15 protein-coding genes and 2 pseudogenes are annotated in these 19,767 nt (G+C 55.6%); 5 read left to right on the top strand and 12 right to left on the bottom strand.

What is annotated here, in order from left to right:
* Window positions 1-303: 303 nt before the first annotated feature.
* On the bottom strand, window positions 304-1,167 hold the full coding sequence (gene purU, locus ACMDCM_RS02960) for a formyltetrahydrofolate deformylase (protein ID WP_412772176.1): 864 nt from the start codon (window positions 1,165-1,167) through the stop codon (window positions 304-306).
* Window positions 1,168-1,295: 128 nt separating this feature from the next.
* Window positions 1,296-1,637, bottom strand: a complete 342-nt coding sequence (locus tag ACMDCM_RS02955) for a hypothetical protein (RefSeq protein ID WP_412772175.1) — start codon at window positions 1,635-1,637, stop codon at window positions 1,296-1,298.
* Between the two features lie 258 nt (window positions 1,638-1,895).
* Between ACMDCM_RS02955 and ACMDCM_RS02950 the strand changes: the two are divergent.
* Window positions 1,896-2,000, top strand: a pseudogene (locus tag ACMDCM_RS02950) (gfo/Idh/MocA family oxidoreductase); the annotation flags it as partial.
* Between the two features lie 115 nt (window positions 2,001-2,115).
* On the opposite strand, the gene ACMDCM_RS02945 reads toward ACMDCM_RS02950, so the two are convergent.
* From ACMDCM_RS02945 to ACMDCM_RS02935, 3 genes are read right to left on the bottom strand one after another with little or no spacing between them, the layout of a single operon-like run.
* On the bottom strand, window positions 2,116-2,736 hold the full coding sequence (locus ACMDCM_RS02945) for an acyltransferase (RefSeq protein WP_412772174.1): 621 nt from the start codon (window positions 2,734-2,736) through the stop codon (window positions 2,116-2,118).
* A 1-nt stretch (window position 2,737) separates the two neighbouring features.
* On the bottom strand, window positions 2,738-3,799 hold the full coding sequence (locus tag ACMDCM_RS02940; protein WP_412772173.1) for a Gfo/Idh/MocA family protein: 1,062 nt from the start codon (window positions 3,797-3,799) through the stop codon (window positions 2,738-2,740).
* Window positions 3,800-3,801: 2 nt separating this feature from the next.
* The gene (locus ACMDCM_RS02935; protein ID WP_412772172.1) at window positions 3,802-5,106 is read right to left on the bottom strand and encodes a nucleotide sugar dehydrogenase; all 1,305 of its coding nucleotides are present in this window, start codon (window positions 5,104-5,106) and stop codon (window positions 3,802-3,804) included.
* 853 nt (window positions 5,107-5,959) lie between these two features.
* Here ACMDCM_RS02935 and asnB point away from each other — a divergent pair.
* The 3 genes from asnB to ACMDCM_RS02920 are packed head-to-tail and all read left to right on the top strand — an operon-like array spanning window position 5,960 to window position 10,195.
* A complete protein-coding gene (gene asnB / locus ACMDCM_RS02930) occupies window positions 5,960-7,789 on the top strand; it encodes an asparagine synthase (glutamine-hydrolyzing) (protein ID WP_412772171.1) in 1,830 nt (609 codons plus the stop codon).
* A gap of 33 nt (window positions 7,790-7,822) precedes the next feature.
* Complete coding sequence (gene wecB, locus ACMDCM_RS02925) at window positions 7,823-8,911, top strand: non-hydrolyzing UDP-N-acetylglucosamine 2-epimerase (protein ID WP_412772170.1); 1,089 nt, start codon at window positions 7,823-7,825, stop codon at window positions 8,909-8,911.
* 18 nt (window positions 8,912-8,929) lie between these two features.
* Window positions 8,930-10,195 (top strand): glycosyltransferase family 4 protein, encoded by a 1,266-nt coding sequence (locus tag ACMDCM_RS02920; protein WP_412772169.1) that lies wholly within the window; start codon window positions 8,930-8,932, stop codon window positions 10,193-10,195.
* Window positions 10,196-10,310: 115 nt separating this feature from the next.
* On the opposite strand, the gene ACMDCM_RS02915 is transcribed toward ACMDCM_RS02920, so the two are convergent.
* On the bottom strand, window positions 10,311-11,414 hold the full coding sequence (locus ACMDCM_RS02915; RefSeq protein ID WP_412772168.1) for a glycosyltransferase family 4 protein: 1,104 nt from the start codon (window positions 11,412-11,414) through the stop codon (window positions 10,311-10,313).
* Between the two features lie 184 nt (window positions 11,415-11,598).
* On the opposite strand from ACMDCM_RS02915, the gene ACMDCM_RS02910 reads away from it, so the two are divergent.
* Entirely contained in the window at window positions 11,599-12,870 is a 1,272-nt protein-coding gene (locus ACMDCM_RS02910; RefSeq protein ID WP_412772167.1) for a lipopolysaccharide biosynthesis protein, read from the top strand.
* A 3-nt stretch (window positions 12,871-12,873) separates the two neighbouring features.
* Here ACMDCM_RS02910 and ACMDCM_RS02905 read toward each other — a convergent pair whose 3' ends face one another.
* The 6 genes and pseudogenes from ACMDCM_RS02905 to ACMDCM_RS02880 form a co-directional block, all read right to left on the bottom strand.
* Window positions 12,874-14,208, bottom strand: a complete 1,335-nt coding sequence (locus ACMDCM_RS02905; RefSeq protein WP_412772166.1) for a hypothetical protein — start codon at window positions 14,206-14,208, stop codon at window positions 12,874-12,876.
* A gap of 185 nt (window positions 14,209-14,393) precedes the next feature.
* A complete protein-coding gene (locus ACMDCM_RS02900; RefSeq protein WP_412772165.1) occupies window positions 14,394-14,948 on the bottom strand; it encodes a sugar transferase in 555 nt (184 codons plus the stop codon).
* A gap of 15 nt (window positions 14,949-14,963) precedes the next feature.
* On the bottom strand, window positions 14,964-15,950 hold the full coding sequence (locus ACMDCM_RS02895) for an NAD-dependent epimerase/dehydratase family protein (protein ID WP_412772164.1): 987 nt from the start codon (window positions 15,948-15,950) through the stop codon (window positions 14,964-14,966).
* Between the two features lie 472 nt (window positions 15,951-16,422).
* Window positions 16,423-16,698, bottom strand: a pseudogene (tnpA, locus tag ACMDCM_RS02890) (IS200/IS605 family transposase); the annotation flags it as partial.
* A 484-nt stretch (window positions 16,699-17,182) separates the two neighbouring features.
* Window positions 17,183-19,117 (bottom strand): hypothetical protein, encoded by a 1,935-nt coding sequence (locus tag ACMDCM_RS02885; RefSeq protein ID WP_412772162.1) that lies wholly within the window; start codon window positions 19,115-19,117, stop codon window positions 17,183-17,185.
* Window positions 19,118-19,393: 276 nt separating this feature from the next.
* Complete coding sequence (locus tag ACMDCM_RS02880; RefSeq protein ID WP_412772161.1) at window positions 19,394-19,630, bottom strand: hypothetical protein; 237 nt, start codon at window positions 19,628-19,630, stop codon at window positions 19,394-19,396.
* Window positions 19,631-19,767: the final 137 nt, after the last annotated feature.

Genomic DNA, 19,767 nt, shown 5'->3' with positions numbered 1-19,767 from the left:
AATCCTCCCGTGCTTCGGAGATTGAATCACGCCTCCCGTCCAAACGGAATCCCATTTATGGGTTCGTGACCTAGAGTCTTTCCGCTTCTGATGGAATCAGAAGCGAGGCTCTATGATTTTGACTTGACGCGTTTTCTTGACGCGAACCGGGAGCCACTTCGCCTGAAAACGCTCTAAAGTCTGATTCAATTGCATTGAATCAGACTCTAAGCCTCATCTTTCTTTGATTGGAGCATGGCCTTATCCGAAAACCGGTTCCCGCTTTTCGGGATCATGCTCTGACGGCGGCGTTCACCGTCCCGCTCAATCCATGAACACCACGGTCTTGCGGCCGTTGAGGATCACTCGATCGTCCAGATGGTGACGAATGGCGCGCGCAAGCACGCGCCGCTCGATGTCGCGTCCCTTCCGGATCAATGCGTCGGGCGTATCGCGATGGCTGATGCGCTCGACATCCTGATCGATGATCGGTCCCTCGTCGAGATCGCTGGTGACATAATGCGCTGTCGCGCCGATCAGCTTGACGCCATGCTCGTGAGCCTGATGATAAGGCCGCGCGCCCTTGAAACCCGGCAGGAAGGAATGGTGGATGTTGATGCATCGGCCCGAGAGCTTCGCGCTCGTCTCGTTCGACAGGATCTGCATGTAGCGCGCCAGCACCACCAGATCGGTGCGGGTCTCCGTCACCAGGTCGAGGATCGCCGCCTCCTGTTCGCGTCTGGTCTCCCTCGTCACCGGCAGGTGGTGAAAGGGAACGTCGCCGAAATCGAGATGCGCATAGGTCTCGCGCGGATGATTGGACACGATGGCGGTCGGGATCATCGCAAGCTCGCTTGTGCGCCAACGGTACAGAATGTCGACCAGGCAATGATCGGACTTCGATACCAGCAGCATCACCTTTCGCCGCGCGGCGCGATCGCGCATCTGCCAGGTCATGCCGAAACGTTCGGCGATCGCGGCAAAACCGGTCTGTAATACCGGAAGCGTCACCGCGAGGTCGGCGGCATTGAACACCACCCGCATGAAGAAACGACCGGTCTCGGCGTCGTCGAACTGCTGGGCGTCGATGATGTTCTGGCCGTTATGCGCCAGGAACGTCGAGACCGCGGATACAATTCCGGGCCGGTCGGGGCAAGAGAGCGTCAGCACATATTGATGATGGGGCATGGGTGAGGAATGGCAGGCTGGACTGGACGACCGGGACGAAGCTCGCTCCGAATTATCACCGTATCGGCCTCGCGCCCCTCTCCTTCCCTGACGCAGTTGTTATATATTAGACCATTGATTCTTATAGATTAATTGGCTTCGTTTTGGCAGTTCTCCAAAACTCGTTGGGCGCGAACCCGCACGGTGAGCGCATATCTTTCGTAGCGGTCTAATGCTCCCAGCCGTCGGATGGCCTTCGCATTATCACGCTCTGGTGCTTTCACCAACTCTGCGAGTGCCTTCGCCTGCATCTCGCGGACACTACCCCATGCGACGCCCATCACCTCAAGTTTGCGCAGCCGTGCGCTTGCCAAAACCCGCAAGGCCATCGACATCGAGATCGCCAGGAAATTGCGCGCCGGCCGGCTTCGATTGCTAAATCCCAGGAGAAAAGGATTCGCCGCGCGTTGGCGGGTGACCTTGCGGAGCACGATCGACGCTTGGCCGAACTGCAGCGTAACCTGAACGCCAGTAAGTTCAAGCTGGCAGACGCCCAGAAGGCCCAGGCTGAGGTGATGCGCAAAACACGCGAACTTGACGATGCCAAACGTGAACTCGATCTGAAGGCAGAGGAGAAGGTGCAGGCTTCACTTGCGAAGGTACGCAATAATGCGAAAGCCGAAGCCGAGGACCGCCTCGCCGGCATCGGTGATCCCTTGCGCGACCGAGGTGCGTTCGGGCAATGCTGCGGCGGCGAAGGCGTCGCCAGCCTCGAGATCGCGATCAAGTGCCTTGAAGCGCCGTCTTCCGTCGCGCCGCCGGTGCGGCCGGCTCCGCGCCGCGTCGCCGGCTGATCGTCCAGAGGACTGAATGCAGCAGCACATGCCTGCAAAGGCTGTTCAAGGCTGTCGCACGAGGTCATCAGCCTGCCGATGCACGCCTACCTCGATAAATTGACCCAGGAACGTATCATCGAGGCTGTGCGCGCCGCGCTTGCGAACTGATTTCGCCATTTTGCGCCGGCGGGGCGAGCCTGCACGATTCTTTGCCAACGTCGTACGCGCGCCTACAAGCCTCGCAGCTGACATTGCCGACCTTTTTAGGCAGTTGGATACCGCACAGGCACATCCAGCCAAGCCGACGTGCAGGCACGCCCGCCATCAATCCAAACGGCGCAACATCCCGGTTGATAACCGCCCCCGCCGCAACAAAGGCGTTCTCGCCGATCGTGCAACCGCAGACAATGGTGCAGTTGGCGCCGAGGGTTGCACCCTTGCGGACAAAGGTTTGACGATATTCATCCTTGCGGGCGATCGCCGAGCGTGGATTATAGACGTTGGTGAAGACCACGCTTGGGCCGCAAAAGACATCATCTTCAAGGCGGACCGCGTCGTAGACCGAAACATTGTTCTGGATCTTGACGTTATTGCCGATCACCACGTCGTTACCGATAAAAACGTTCTGACCGAGCGAGCAACCACGTCCGATGCGTGCTTTGCCGCACACGTGAACCCAGTGCCAAATGCGGGAGCCGTCGCCGATTTCAGCGCCCTCGTCGATAATCGCGGTGGGATGAATCGTCACCGCCATATCAGTAGTCCAACGGCAGACAGACACGCTTGCCGTCACGCGCCGAAAGATAGGAAGCGATCAGAACCTCGAGCGACTTCAAGCCATCGCGGCCGTCGGTCACGGGCTCCGCGTCGCCGCGCAGCACTTCGATGACGTTGTCGTAATACAACGGGTGACCAAAACCGTAAACCGATGTGGTCTCATAGCTCGCCGACTTGATCTTCTCGTCGTCGGGGTGCTGCTCGGCGAATTCCCAATGCTGGATTTCGTTAACTGCGACACCGCCCACTCGCACCGTTCCCTTCTCGCCGAGAATCGTGATGCTTCCTTCGAAATTCTTCGGATAGGTCAGCATCGTCACATTCATTGAGCCAAGAGCCCCGGAACGCCAGCGTACGCCAATAGCGGCCGTATCCTCGACCTCGATGTGGCGGGCGAGCGTCGCCGTATAGGCCTGAATGCTCTCGATCGGCCCGATCAGCCACTCCAGCAGATCGACATAATGGCTCGCCTGATTCATCATGGCGCCGCCGTCGAACTCCCACGTGCCGCGCCATTCTGCGCTATCGTAATATTCCTGTGGGCGGGTCCAGAACACGTTGATGTTGACCATATAGATGCGACCGAAACGGCCGCTCTCCACAGCCCGCTTTAGGAGCTGAAGCGTCGCGTTCTTGCGGTTCTGTTTCACCACGAAAAGGCGGACCCCGGCCTCGTCGCAAGCCCTCACCATCCGCAGTCCGTCGGCCCACTTGGTGGCCATCGGCTTCTCAGTCATGACATGACGGCCGGACGTTGCAACCTTGATGGCCTGCTCGGCATGCAATCCGCTCGGAGTCGTCAGCACCACGACGTCGGCATCCGTTTTAGCGAGCATGCTGCCGAGGCTGCTGTACGGCTCTGCCCCCGTCACTTTGGCGGCGGCATCGAGCATCTTGGCATTGACGTCACAGACGCTGACAAGCTCCACCCGGTTATGATGCTGCTTGATAGCCGCGAAATGGTTCTGCGCTATCCGTCCGCAGCCTGCGAGCGCTAATTTGATCTTGCGATCAGTGATGCCGGCTGGGTACTCGAGCATGATCAGGCCTTGACGATGTGAGCGGCGCCTTCGCAATACTTGCCGCGACAATCGACCAGCAGCGGCGCGTGCGTCTTGATGAGATCGTAATCAAATTTGTCGTGATCGGTTGCCAGCAGAACGCAATCGAACTTCTTGAGGGATTCCGCCGAAAGTGCGACGCTCGATAAGGCAAAACTGTGCTGCCGCATTTTCGGAAACACCGGGATATGCGGATCGCTGTAGGCAACCTCGGCGCCAAGATCGCGCAGCTTCTCCATCAGGAAGACCGAGGGGGACTCCCGCATGTCGTCAACGTTCTTCTTGTAGGCGATGCCGAGGACGAGAACCTTGCTGCCGTTGACCGACTTCTTCTTGGCGTTGAGTCCGTCGGCGACCTTTGCGATGACGTAATCCGGCATCGACGAATTAATCTCACCCGCGAGTTCGATGAAGCGCGTGTGCATGCCGTATTCGCGTGCCTTCCAGGTCAGATAGAACGGATCGATCGGAATGCAGTGTCCGCCGATCCCGGGACCTGGATAATATGGCACGAAGCCGAACGGCTTGGTCGCCGCCGCGCGGATCACCTCGTGGATATCGATTCCCATACGATCCGCCACCATCTTCATTTCGTTGACGAGACCGATATTGACGGAACGATGGATATTCTCGAGCAGCTTAGTAAGTTCGGCGGCACGCGTCGAACTGACGGGAACAACGCGGTCGATCACGCTGCCGTAAAGCGCGAGACCGACCTCGAGACAATCCGGCGTATGACCGCCGCAGACCTTTGGAATCGTCCGGGTGGAAAAACTCTGGTTTCCCGGATCTTCCCGCTCGGGAGAAAACACGAGGTAGACGTTCTTGCCGACCTTTAATCCGCGTGTCTCGATGCGCGGCTTCAATTCTTCATCCGTCGTGCCCGGGTAAGTGGTGCTTTCAAGCGAAATCACCATGTTCTCGTGCAGATGAGGAACTAGCGCGTCCGTGGTGTCGAGAACGAAGCTCAAGTCCGGCTCGCGATACCGGTCGAGCGGCGTCGGCACGCACAGAATCAGCGCATCGACTTCGCGAGCACGGGAGAAATCCGACGTTGGTTCAAAGCGGCCTGCCACCGCTCTTTTGATGTCCGCGGCTGAGATATGCTCGATGTAGGACTCGCCTCGCTTCAGCGTGTCCACCTTGCCCTGGTCAATGTCGAAGCCGACCACCCTGTAACCAACCTCGCAATATCTAAGCGTCAGCGGCAGGCCGACATAACCAAGTCCTACAACGCCAATCACAGCGTTCGTTGACTTCAGTTTGTTAATGAGATCGGATTTCATGCAAAGGCTACGGGACTCGCAGAACCTATTTACTAGCAAAAACCAGATGATTAGATTATCCTCCGGCCGCTGGCGCCTTGGGCTTATATTAGGAGAAGCGGCTGGTCAATTGTAGTCGGAGGGCGCCGCGCCAAGCAGCGCGCAACGGGACTCGTTCGCTAGCTGACCCGGTGGCCGCAGGACGTTCCTTTTGCCTTTTGGCAGAAACGCGCCAGCGAACCAGCCACTCACGCAGATAAAGACCCCCACAAGGCCGAAAGCGCAGCGGAGCCGATCCCAGGAAGATCCTTTGATGTTGCGCCCAAATTTTATCCAGCGTGACGTAGACTCGGGCGGGTTAGTTTTATCGATCTGAACGTGTGAGCGACGACATCTGGCACGGAGCTGACCGCTCATCGTATCCTGCCGGTGAGACGACGAGATCGTCGACACTTTCGAGCGCCGTCACGGCTTTGTCGGTCGAGACATTGCAGTGCGAGTTATCGAACACTGCCGAGCTGTTTGCGGCGGTGCCCTGCATGAATCATCGAAAATCTGATTCGGGAATCCAGTGACCTCGATCAACCACCAAAATCCATCAATGTAGCGCTAGCTTCACGACGCGGCAGAACCGAGGGTACCCCGCCCATACAATAGAACTCTATCGTACCTGCACGGCGGACCCGGCATTGCCTACATCCGCGTTCCTCGCTGTTCCATTAAGCCAGACGATGGGATCAGGCTCTAAATTCGTGTTTCTTTGCTTATTTCTAGCTATAACCGATTTCCCAGCCGTAATGCCTGACTTGAAGTTCGCGGAAACAGCCCAGCGAGCTATAATCTAAAAAAATAGGACGATAGGACGACAGACACGATGTGCGGTATCGCAGGAATGGTACACCGAGACGGCAGACATGCCGAAATGCAGACGATTACGGCGATGACCGACAGTATTTCCCACCGCGGTCCTGATGGCGACGGCTATCTGGTTGAACATTCTCTCGCGTTCGGCCATCGCCGGCTCGCTATTCTCGATCTCAGCGAGCATGGTCGCCAGCCCATGGATTACGGCAATTCCGGGCTGACTCTCACCTTCAACGGCGAAATCTACAACTATATCGAATTGCGTCGGGAACTGGCTGAGTTTGGTTATACCTTTACCAGCAATACCGACTCGGAGGTGATTCTCGCGGCTTACGATCATTGGGGGATGGAGTGCGTCCAACGCTTCAACGGCATGTGGGCATTTGCCATCTTTGATCGCAGGCGCAAACTAATCTTCCTCTCGCGTGATCGCTTTGGCGTAAAACCACTCTATTATATTGAGACCGACGACGTCTTTGCGTTCGGATCTGAAATCCGCCAACTGTTGCCATTCCTCCGGTCGCGAAGCGCAAACATGGACGTCCTGCGCACGTACCTCATCGCTGATGCAGCCGAACTCAACGACCAGACCTTCTTTGCAGGCGTCAGACGCCTACCGGGCAGTTATCGTGGTATTTATGATCTGACAACGAACAGCTTCACGACGAGCCGCTATTATACGATCCCGCAGCGCCCGGACGTCTCGGCGTTGACGGCGCGGGATGCCCTCGCAACGTTCAACGATACTTTTGAAAATGCGGTACGATTGCGGCTGCGCTCGGATGTGCGGGTCGGCACCTGTCTGAGCGGCGGCCTCGACAGTTCGAGCGTCGCTACCATCGCCTCGGATCTTTATCATACCGATAGCGGCGAAGCGTTCGCGGCAATCACGGCGGTCAGCGAAGACCCCAAAAGCGACGAGTCCGCGTTCGCCAAAATGGTCGTCGACAAACAAAACCTGAACTGGCTGACCGTAAAACCCAGCTACGAGGACTTTGCAGACAGCCTGCCATCTGTCGTGCGGACCCAGGAAGAGCCGTTTGGTGGGCCGTCCATCATCATGCAGCATTTTGTAATGCGAACCGCACGCGCCAATGGCATCACGGTATTGCTCGATGGCCAGGGCGGCGACGAAACGCTGCTGGGTTACGAAAAATACTATACCGCCTATATCGTTTCCTCGCTGCGCGAGCGCGGCATGCGCGCTACGCTCTCGGCGCTCGGCGCGATGGGCCGCAACAACAGCAAGATGGGCGCGCGAAATACTGCAAAATATCTGATTGCGGGACTCATCGCACCCGCGCGTTACGAATTCTACAAAAGACGCCATTCCTATTTCCGGCGACATGGAGCTGCGCCGCCGCATCTGGCCCTTTTCGCAAAAGCACAATGGGATTCGTTCCAGTTGCAGCGCCTTGAAATGGAATCCACCAATCTGCCCGTCTTGCTTCGCTACGAAGACAAGAACTCGATGGCGCACTCAATCGAAACGCGCTTGCCGTTCTTGGATTATCGCCTGGTCGAAATCAGCCTGTCGCTGCGGCAAAGCATGAAAATGAACGATGGCTGGACCAAATGGATATTGCGCCAAGTCATGGATAATCGCATGCCGGATGCCATCGTCTGGCGGAAGAACAAGTTCGGCTTTGAAGCTCCCGACGAACTGTGGCAGCGCGCCCATCACGATGAAATGGAAAAGGCGGTTCTTGCCTCCCCTCTCGTACGTGAGCTGACTGTTGCAAGTCGCCTCAAATCGCAATATCGCCGACTCGATAAGCGGAGCCGGTGGCGGCTTTACAGCCTTGCGCTGTGGGAGGATGCTTTCCGCGTCGCGGCGTGACCGGCGAATCAGCCAATAAATCGAAAGACATTCATGAAAACCATTGTCACAGTCGTTGGCGCACGCCCGCAGTTCATCAAGGTCGCGCCAGTCAGCCGTGCTCTGCGAAAAACCGGACGCGTGCGGGAAATTCTGGTACACACTGGACAGCACTTCGATACAAACATGTCGGACGTCTTCTTTGCCGAACTTGATATCGCAAAGCCAGACTATCTGCTTGAGGTAAACGGCGGCGGTCACGGGGCCATGACCGGTGGCATGCTGCAAAAGCTCGAGCCGCTGCTTCAAGAGTTAAAGCCCGATGTTGTACTTGTTTATGGCGACACGAACTCGACCCTCGCCGGCGCACTTGCCGCAGCGAAACTACACGTTCCTGTCGCACATGTAGAGGCGGGATTGCGCTCGTTCAATCGTGCGATGCCGGAAGAAGTCAACCGTATCATAGCCGACCATCTCGCCATAACCTTGTTCAGCACAACCGATGTCAGTACCCAGAACCTGATGCGCGAGGGCGTAAGCATGGATAAGATTCACCAGGTTGGCGATGTCATGTTGGACGCTGCACTGCTTTTTGCCGAGCGCGCGAAATCACAAAGCACGATGCTTGACCAGCTCGGCCTCAGAACCGGGGAATTTGTACTTGCAACCATTCACCGCGCCGAGAACACCGATAACAACGAAAACCTGACTGCGCTTGTTGACGGTCTCGAAGCAGTGGCGTCGCAGATGCCCGTGGTACTGCCATTGCATCCGCGCACCCGCAATGCTTTGGCCCATGCCGGGAAAGCCTTCGATGCTGTCAAGACCGTCGAGCCATTGGGCTATCTCGACATGCTGGCGCTGGAGTCCCAGGCCGCAGTGATCGCAACCGATTCAGGCGGTGTGCAGAAGGAAGCTTTTTTCTACGAAGTGCCCTGTATCGTCCTGCGTGAAGAGACCGAATGGGTCGAACTGATCGAACTCGGGTGGAACCGATTGGCTCCGCCGTGCAGCGGCGACATTGCCGGCGCCATTACCGAAGCCATCGGCCGCAGAGGTCAACCCGCCCAGCCCTATGGCGACGGCAATGCCGCGGGCCGGATTGCGGAAATCTTGGCCAGCAACGCACATTCGACCTGGTAACTCTAAATTTAGAACACAATGAACATCTGGTATTTCAATCACTACGCTGGTGGACCCGGTATCGGGAAATTTGGCAGAGCTTATCATCTAAGCCGCGCATGGGCAGCCTTGGGTCATCAGACAACGATATTCGTCGCGCGATTCCATCACCTCCTGGACGAGCTGAAACCACTTCCCGATCAAGTTGAGGTCGATGGCGTCAAATATGTCGCTCTCAACGCACGTCGCTACACTGACAACGGCTTTAGCCGTGTGCAGAATATGGCTGACTTCTGCTACAATATGTTGCGTTTGCCATCTCGCATACCCTCTACGTTACAGAGGCCCGACGCCATAATTCTCTCCTCGGCGCCTCCCTATGGTATCCTGCCAGCCTCGCGCCTGGCCAAACGCTTCAGTGCGCAACTGACGTTCGAGGTGCGCGATCTGTGGCCGTTGTCCCTTGTGGAAATCAATGGCTCGTCGAGACTGCATCCATTCGTGCTGTTCACCGGACTTATCGAGCGATTTGCCTATCGTAATTCAGACCTCGTCGCATCGCTACTGGGTGGGGCGGAAGAGCACATGCTCGTCAGGGGACTTGGTCCGAACAAATTTGTCCATGTACCGAATGGTCTTGCGTCAGAGCAGCAGTCTTTACCCGCCTCGCCCACCACTGAAACAGGACGCGCGGCAGCACAAAAAATCAAAATTTGGAAGGAGGAGAATCGGATCGTCATCATCCATCCGGGTGCACAAGGTGTCCCCAACGCCCTCGATCGCTTGCTGGACGCGATAGCATCGCTAAATGCCGACGGATACCGCGATCGGTTCGCCGCGCTTCTGGTCGGGAATGGCGGAATGACCGAGACCTTGAAAGAACAAGCAAAATCGCAAGGCGCCACAAATGTGGCATTCTTCAATTCAGTGCCGAACGCAGAGTCACGCTGGTTAACGAGCCAAAGCGACATCGGATATTCGGGTAAGCGCGACAATCGCAATGTTTACAAACATGGCACCAGTTTTAACAAGACGATCGACTTCATGCAGGCCGGGATACCGATTGTCCTGCCCATTCATGCCCCGCACGATCCGATCGCACTCGCGAACTGCGGAATCGTCACCGGCTCTGATGAGCCAGCCGCAATCGCAAATGCGTTGCGCGCCATGATTGACATGACACCACAGCAACGAGTCGAAATGGGCGCCAAGGGCAAGACCTACGTCGCGGACACGTTCAGCTACGATACAATCGCTCGCAACTATATCGATTGGATCGAAAAAACGCGACCGTCGCAGACCTAATCAACTACCGCGACAGAAATTTCGAGACTTGATCATGAGCACATCCACGGAGGCCGACGTACTTCACACCCTCTCTGTATCGCGTGTCATTCTTTCACAGGTCAGAAGACTCGATTCAAGTGGTGATCGTCGCGTAAAATCCGAGTAGTTTCTCTTCTTCGATGTGCCAGTTGTAACTCTTCTTGACGGCTCCGCGACCGTTCTCGCCCATCTTGCGTGCCATGTCTGGATTGTCGACCAACCGATCGATCGCCGCCGCAATGCTCAATGGATCAAGCGGATTGACGAGAATCCCACACTCATGACCTTCAACAATTTCACGCCAGAGCGGAAAGTTCGATGCGATGACGGGAATTCCCGCCGACATATATTCAAACATTTTAATCGGCAGGGAATCTAAGAATGTGTCGACCGGATGCAGCGTAACGAGCCCCGCCACCGAGCGCTCGAGCACTCGCCTCACACCATCTCGGTTCAAAAACCCGAGAGCATTAACCTTGGACCATCCAATCTCTCGTAGGGAGAGAGAACCTACGGCAGTATTGATCAACTGGCCGGCGAGATTTAGTTTCGTTTGCGATTGCAAAAATTCCATAGCGCGAATAATTTCGAGAATGCCTCGGTTGAGGGCCATTCCACCGATATAGCACACCTCATTTTTCTTGTTGTTCCAGCCTGCTTCCGTCTCCAGTTCGCCCAGCATTGGGAAATTATTGATATCGATGCAGCGGATGCCCATCGCGCGATAATTATCGCGGATGAAGGGCGTCGCGGCAATGACGCCATCCAGGCGACGACAAATCATGCGTTCCACGGTGGCGACGGAGCGAGAAACAAGGGGCCGCAATCCCGTCGGAATATACGGCTTGGTCAGAATGTCCCGAGGAATGTCCTCGTGAGAATCGAAAATCACGCGCTTACCGCGCCGCTTCAGAACGATGCCTATTGGCAGCAACTCGGGATCATGTAAATGATAAAGTGCCGCATCGGCCTCGATAGCGCGCTGCAGAACCCGCCGCGACGCTCGAAGCGCCCGGTCCAGGCGACCGCTCGATACGCCAGCGTCGATGATCCGCACATTGTCACGTAGCTCGTCGCCCTTGCCGTCGGCAACGATCAGCGTGACATCATATCCGTTGGCCGCAAGGCTACGGCACTGTTTTAAAAAAATACGGGTATCGTGGCGCGGATGGACCGAGGTCAGGTGGGCGATCTTCATCTTAAGCGATCTTATGACTTTCAATGGTAGCGAGGGCAGACCGCATCCGACGCCGCACCATTACCGGCGTCGCTGAATTTTTGCGATCGGTTCTTAACGCAAGTCGGCCTGCCGGTCGATGGGGGTTAAAAAGGAACCGATAATAGCGTATTGGAGCGGGTTCCTCGCAACAGATGGCCACGCTTTGTCCATAGCCGACCGCTTTCGCCAGTTCGTTCGCTCCAAAAATGCCGCGATTTTTTCGCGCAGCATTGTCATCCAGCTTATTGGTTACGGAGTGTCGCTGGCGCTGACGCCGCTGGCCATCATTTTCTATACACCCGCCGATTTCGGTCTATTCGCGGTCGCCTTCTTCTGCGCCAACCTTGTGGGAACCTATGGCGGTCTCAAACTGGAATGGGCTGTCATCAATGAGCATTCGGAAAAGGTGGCAGATCTGTTGTTGCGCTTCTCGCTGACCCTGATTCTCGCGTGGGGGGTTGTCGCGGCGGTAGCCGCTGTCGTCGTACCACAAGACCTTTATACTGCCGTCAAGCTCAATCGGTATGTGGCACTGCTGGCCGTGCCTGTTGCGGTGATAATTGGCTTCGGATTGTTTCTGCAGTCGTGGGGAATTCGCGCCAGGAACTACCCACAGGTCTATCTGTCCCGCAACGCCGCGATGGTATCGCGACAGGTGCTTCAGATCGGACTTGGCCTGATTTGGCCATCGGCTTTTTCCTTGCTGATTGCGGAATTTGTTTCTCGCCTGATCGGCGTCCAGATCATCCTCAACAAACTTGACCTAAGGCTCAGGTTGCTCGCTCCGGGCCGTTTCTTTAGCCTCCTGGGCCCGCTCCCCTTCAGGCGCTACGGCCACTATACCAAGATTGCATTGCCTTCGAGCCTTGTGGACTTCCTGATGACCGAAGGCCTCGCGGTGGTCATCGTACCGCTTTACGGCCTGGACGTCGCGGGAGCCTATTGGCTGGTGCAACGGATTTTCGGTATTCCAATCGCATTGATCGGCACGGTGGCCGCTGACGTCTTCCAGGGGCAGATCGCGCGCCGCCGCGATCATGAGGCGATCTTCAATCAGATGGCGCAGCTCAGCATCCTCTTGACGGGCTTTTCAGTGATCGTGATGCCGGCGGCGGCAGTCGCTTTCTGGCTTTTCACGCAACACGTCTACGGCGGTAAGTGGCTGCTCAGCGGACAATTGGCGCTTTATTTTATCCCTGTCATTTGTACGCAGTTCGTTGCATCTCCGATCAGCCGAGTCCTGATTGTGCGCGAGAAAATGAAGTTCAAATACGTCTTCGACGGCACGATGTTTTTAGGCCTCACGAGCTGGCTGTTGCTGACGCAGATCGGCAGCCTTTCCCTATTTCAGTCGATCATTTGTCTGGCAGGCGCGCAAACGCTTGCCTATTGCGTCTACATCTTGCTCTGCTTTCATGTGGTGCGCAGACCCTGAAAATCAGAAAGCTTCGGTGGCCTGTCCCGCGTCGCTGAAATCGTCCCCAGCGTCGCTCCGGATCTTTTCCGGTTTGCGCAAATTTTCTCGCAGGGCGGGCGCGCCGGGCGGGTACAAGGCATAGGCCAATATCATGACCGTCAACCATCCTCCGCTCAGCAGCGTCGTGTGCAGAGCGGCCGACGTCAAAGCCATAATGGCAGGCAGATTCAAAGCGATGGCGGCAGACAATCCTGCCCGGCAGGTTGCGATTGCCGCCATAGCCAGCGCAACAGCGGCAAGAATTCCGGACAACAATAGCCCTATCGGACCGAAATTGGCATATTCCTCGGCGAAGTGGGCCGCGTTATAAGTTCCCTGCACGCCAGTGCGATACTGTTCGGGATAATACAATGCATAGAGCCGTTCGGGATTGTTCACAAACTTGCAGCCAAGTAACGGAGCAAAAAACCGATAGCCACATCCCTTCTCATAGCCAATCTTCGCCGGGAAAGTGGAAAACCATTGCGCCACGACGTCACCGGGCAGCAGGAAAACGCGATCAAGCAAGGAAGTAGTCGTTGTCCCAACGACTTTACTTAACTGGCCCTGTTTATGCGCGAGGGAATATTGCCCAGACGGGAAACTTTGAGACGTTGGCCTAAGATGAGGATTCGCGATAAAAAAAAGGATAAGCACGCCCGCCGCGGCCATCGAAACGATCAATGCCATGCGAACCAATCGACGAGTCAAAAGGCAGTATAACGCAGGCGGCGCCAGCACGATGAGCGGATAGCTTTTTTGCATCAATGACAGTGCATATAAGAAGCCGACGAACAGTATGAGCCAGGACAGCTTGTATTGGCGCCGATGAATGAAATAGATTCCAAGAACCGGAATGCCGCTCCAGATCGTGAGGGTTGGAATATAGCCCAGCAGCGGGATTCCCGTGCGGTGGATGCTGTCACGTATCAATGCAACCTGCATCACATCGTCAACCGCGAAGGCTGCCAGGAGCGGTATGCGCCCGAGCGCTACCCAGTGCAATACAATGAGCGCTGTGACCAGAACAACAAGCCAGATCGCTATTGCGTTGCTCGAAATAGGTAAGCGGAATTCGATGACATGCCGAAAGCGCGGAAAAACAAAAGCGAATAAAACGCCAACGGTTACGGCAAATCCTACCGCTTGAATGGGGACCAACCCGATATATTTACTTCCGGTTGAATGGATGATCCCACCCCATACCCATGCCATTGCAAAAAGGTATAGGCCGACGAGAGCTGCGTATACAGTTCGCAACGACCGCGATGCCAACGGCGAACGCCCATCAAACAATAGTGCCGCAGATAAGGTCATTTCGGCCAGACTGATTTCTCTTTCATATGGTTTGCAAAAAAGAAATCAGCAAAATGAAAACATGCTTTCAGCAGCCATATCTGGGTGTATTTAGCCTCATCAACGGATTTCTTCAAGAAAAAACGCTTAAACAATATCCAGCGCCGGGCCTGGTAGTGTTGATCCTCCCAGGATTAGAAGCTTGCTCAGCAGCGAATGCGATCTCCGATTCCTCTTCCCATCATGGTTTGTGCGATCAGGCGGAGATCAAACACAAAACTCTGTTCCCTCTTATAAGTGGCGTCCATCTCAGCGAGACGCTCGGGCTGAGACATGTCAATGCCCTGGACCTGAGCGAGTCCAGTGATGCCGGGGCGAAGATCGAAGACGCCGCGCTTTTGCCGTTCGTCAATGAGCTCCCGCTGGATCGGCAGGCATGGTCGCGGGCCGACGAAACTCATGTCGCCCTTGAGAACATTCCAAAGCTGGGGAAGTTCGTCAACCTTAAACCGGCGGAGCAACCGGCCCGGTCCCGTGACCGCAGATAAGCTGGTATGGTGCGTGGCCGCTGAGGGTGTCTCCACGTACATCGTACGAAGCTTATAACAAACGAAATTCTTGCGTGTCCGTCCCACGCGCTCCTGCACGAACAGACCGGGCCCGGGAGATGAAAGCCGGACCACAACAATCAGCAACACAATCAACCAGCCAATAGCGATGAGGGCCAGCGCACTCAAGGCAATATCGAAAGCTCGCTTCATCACTCTGCAAGTCGCTTATATTAGCGGCACTATGTTGTCATGAAGGACGTCCATCGGAGCAAGCCCCTTGGTCGCTCGGATGAGGCCTTCAGCTAAACCTACCTCGGCATGCCACCCACTGGCGCGTGCCTTGGCAGTATCCAGCTCCAAACTACTTATCAGCGCATCACCCAAACCGAGCGGCGACAATGAGGCGCGCAGGAGGGCAACGGGAAAAGGAAAGATGCGCGCTCGCCGTCCCTGCGCTCGACCCAACTCCCGAATAAAGGCGGATGTCGATAGTGCGGGATCGTCAGCCAGGAGAAAAGTCTCGAAATTCGATCCGCCTAGCATATTTAGTCGATGCACGACGAACGAAACTAAATTGTCGATCCCCAAGAACGCGCGGCGATTTCTAACCAGGCCAAACGGCAATGGAAGTCCGGCCTCTACGGCCCTCGCAAGCCGCCGGAAATTGCCGCGCGCCCCAGCGCCGTAAATCATGGGCGGGCGAATCGCGGTCACGCGCATCGTCGTCGATACTGATCGTCTCGCCAAGCCAGCTTCAGCGGCAGCCTTGGATTGACCGTAGATGTTAGTTGGAGCCTCAACGTCGCCTTCTGTAAACGGACTCCGGTGATCGGTTGTGCTGCCATTAACTGCTATGCTACTTAAGAAGACGAAATCGCGAACCCCCGCGTCGGCAGCGCACCGGGCCAGGTGCAAGGTTCCGTCAACATTGACAGACATATAGAGATCACGCTCGCGCTCTTGAACGTGGGTCGGTAAATGGGCGCGCGCTGCTGTATGGACCACGGCTCGCACGCCCCGCAATGCATCTTGCCAATTCGTGGAAGATGCCAGTTCACGCCCCACGAAAATATCTGCGTCTAAGGGGCCTGACGGGATTGATCTTATAGCACGCCGAACGCGCCAACCAACACTTGCGAGCCCCGCAGAAACAAAGCGTCCAACAAAGCCATCAGCGCCAGTGACCAGTGCTATCGGCTGTAGAGATACCATATCTTCAGTTCACCTGCTGTAAAATGTGAACGAGCTCTTCCTAAATGCCGCACTGAGAATAACCCGCTTGGCTGAAGAGGCGATCGCGCTCGCTTCAGTGAGCAATAACCGGCCGAATACACTCGAGCAGTCGCACGAGGCGTTCAACGATAAATTCCTCCGCTGCGTCCGATAAGCACGGTGCATAGGCAGGCTCAAGCACATGGTTGGCAAGCGCTTAGGAAGGCTGAACAGCAGCGATCCTTAAAGATCTCATGAGGAGGCGCGATGTAGCCGCCGACGCCAATCAAAGCAAATCCCGTTGAGACGATCAATTAAAAAACTGCCGAAATGAGTGCTGGGTGTTCAGTCCCGGCATTTGATGGAGTTGGATCGATGATGAATCGATCCGGCTGTGAGCGCTCCACCGGCTAAAGCCGGTGGCTTCGGGTTACTAAACCCAATATCCCCTGCCCCATAGCTGCCCCCACTATCGCTTCCTGAGCGATTGATACTCCATCAGGAGCTTGTGAGAACTCTTGTCTTTGAGATATTGCACCGCACGGGAGACCGACAGATGCGGTGGGATCGACAACAACAGATGGACCTGATCCCGGTTTATCGCCCCGGTGGGAATAACCATCTCATGGCTCAAGGCAATTTCCCGCAACAACTCCCGGGCACGAAGGCCGACATCCCCACGCAATACTGAAAATCGATACTTCGCCACCCACACAATGTGATATTTGCAGTCCCATAGGCGTGCGGAGGTAGGCTCGAATGATACCGTCGGCCGCCAGCCGCAGCAGGCTACGGAACTTGAACTTGCTCTCGTTGTGGGAGGCGCTCGGAGCGATCCAACAGAATCCCGATCCAGAATCAGAAGGGGGTCGTCAAGACGACGCAAGAGACGACGATACGCACGCCGGCCGCGGCGCAGAAGCAGAAGCTCTTTCCGGTTTCGCCGCGCTCCGACGACGGGAACATAACGGCACGAGCAGGCGCGTCTGCGGCAACATCAAGCGATGGCACGATGCCAGCATGGCGCTACCCTGACCACGGCCGACATGATCGACTCAAAGCGTGGAACAATTGCCAGTTCTGAAAGCTACGTTTAAACGCCATCCAACCCTACCGAGCATTATCAATTCAAAATCGCGGTTTCGTGACCGCCCGGAACGTCAATGTGATAAGCAGCGCCGCGTGAGATTTTTCCGCGCCGTCTTTCTCACGACTTGGCTTCCGAAATCAATCTATTTGAGATTCGGTTTCCAAAGAACATGCGTTTCGTTTTCGTATTCCGTTCCGCTTCGAACAACTTCTTGGTAATCGAGAGGAAAATTCAAACCCAGAGATTTCATCACTGTGTCTGGAATCGACTGGTGCCCCTTCGGCGCCGTTAGAACCCAAGCACGGCCGAGCTGATCGCGCGGTACGGTTTCAAGCGCTCTTCTTGTGAACTCTTCGCTTTTCGGATACCCGCCCAGCAACCAGGCTGAACCGATCGGCAATCCCTCCAGAAAAAAGATCGTCGAGGGAGACGTTCCCGTCAGGTCGATCACCGGTGTCCCTTTGGTAAAGCCGGCGGCGTATGCCGCTCCCTTTGTACCGCGAAAATAGGCAACAGATGCGCGATCCAGACAGATAGGAAGAGTTGATTCGCCAATGGCAACGCACTCATTCTGTGCCCAAAGAGAGTGTACCAGCCGGTAAGGCTTAAATGAAGCTACCACAAGTGCGACAACCGTCGCGCAAGAAAATCCGACACTTATCCATGTCGTAAGAGAAAATTGAGCGGTTGGAAACAGAACAACAACGAGAAAAAGCGCAGTCGAAATCCAGAAGACTGCAGTAAGGCCCGCCATCAGATCGATATCGTTGCTACTTCCGATTCCGAAGAAGATCGGGATCCAACAAAGCAGCATCGCCGTCCAGGCCGCTTTAGCCCGATCCGTATCGAACCAACCTATCAAGACAAGCAGGAAAGATACCAAAAGAACAATCGCGAGGATGGAAGATAAACCCCACGCGAGCAGTCCCATCACGACAACCACAAGCGAGCTTGCAATGATTGCCGGCATCTTCCGTTGAAGCAGATACGCTGCCAGCAAAGCGAGCACGGTTCCCAACGAGATCAGCTTTGCTACCGATTGCCCGCCCGAATCAACAAGCAGTTGGAACCCAACGCCACCGCTCATGAGCACAAGCAACCCAAGCACAACAAGATGAGCACGCACCCTGTCGTTATTCTTCCGTGTTGCTGTTTGAACAATCACAAAGCTCAGCAAGCTTGCCCCGAGAAAAAGTCCCCATTCCGATCTGGAGAACGTGTGTTGAAATTGCTCCTGGATCGAAGGAAGGAGATCAGGTCGCAACAGACTGATGATTGCAAATCCCTGCTGATAACGCTCAATCAGCCCCTGAAACGTTCCGCCAATTTCAAGAACGATAAGTGCGCTCAAAGCCAACGTCAGAACACCGGCAAGGATCAGCGACCATAGAACTCCACGTCGTCGATGAACTGCGAGAAAAATCAGAGCGAACAGCGCCATTGGGAAGACGGTAGAAGGTCGCGACATCCAGATTGCAACCGCACCGAACGTCGTCAATCCGGCACTTCGCGCAAGACGCCAATAAATGGCGACGCCAGAATCCTCAAAGGCCGCGCTAAACAGCAAACCGGCCGCGAACAACAAACATCCTGCAAGATTCAGCAGATTGTATCCGGGAGAAGGCAGCCACCAGCTATAGAAGAACAGGACCGTCGTGGACAGAACCAGAATGGTCGACAACGGTAATTCCGGCTTCTCGGGAAGCCATCGATAGACATACGATCGAATGCTACAGCCAAATGCAAAGGCGGAACCGAGAAGCAGCGCGCCGCCAGCCCATCGCCAAGCAACGACGTTGTCTGGAAAAATCAGCGCGAGAGGATGAAAGAAAAATCCAGTCGCAGTGAGAAAAAAGGAATACTCCCAAGGGTTCTTGATCCAGTTCAGGTAAAAGCCTTCGTCGGTCAGATCGAGACCGCGCGTGCAAAATAAAATGAAGAGACCAATATTCAGGGCAACCAGGAGGTAGCCTGCAGCACGCCAGAATTTCCAGACTAGCGACCCGCCTATATCCTCCGATTCCGCGCTCACTCCATATTCCTGTCGTGATAGGTTCACCACGGCCGCCGACAGCAACCCGAACTCCGATCAGGCCCCTCATTAGGCCGGAATGAGTCTATTTGCAAAATATTCCTGATCTGGACGATTCTATGATATTCGGGCTGAACTTCCCCGACCGCGTCAGCTAGGAAAACGTGTCGCAGCCGACGAAACAGTGGAGTTGAGCGGGTTGCGATGACCGGTCCAGCAGACCTCCAGCAGAGTGCACGTTTGGCGAAAGTGCGCGGCGCGCTCTGGTGCCCGGCATGCCGGGCTGATCTCGTCGACACGCCGTCGTCTCTTTGCTGCTCCTCATGTTCGGCGGACTATCCGGTCAGGAACGGAAAAATCTATTTTATCGAAACCCCCGACGCGACAGACGAACTCGACATCGTCAAATATCGGCTCAAGCAGATCCTCGGAAAGGCCTACTGCGCGGTGGGGATTACGGTCTTCGCGCCGACGTTCCCTTTCAATGACCGTGCCGCTGTTTTGCGTTTTGCCGACCCCGACAAACAGCTTGTCATCGATATCGGCGCCGGCAATCATCGCATCGATCCGCGGACCGAAGTCCTGGCTGTGATTTTCTCGTTTGGCAATGAGCGCCCCGAAGCATTCCTCTACCTGATCTTTTGTCTCGTTTTTTTCCGATCAAATTTCTCGATTTTCCGTTTGTAGGGCGCCGC

Origin of the sequence: Nitrobacter sp., from assembly GCF_047149785.1 — a bacterium.
In the GTDB taxonomy this organism is placed as follows: Bacteria; Pseudomonadota; Alphaproteobacteria; order Rhizobiales; family Xanthobacteraceae; genus Nitrobacter.
Note: the sequence above shows the minus strand (reverse complement) of the source record. Positions and strands in the feature narration are given on the sequence as shown.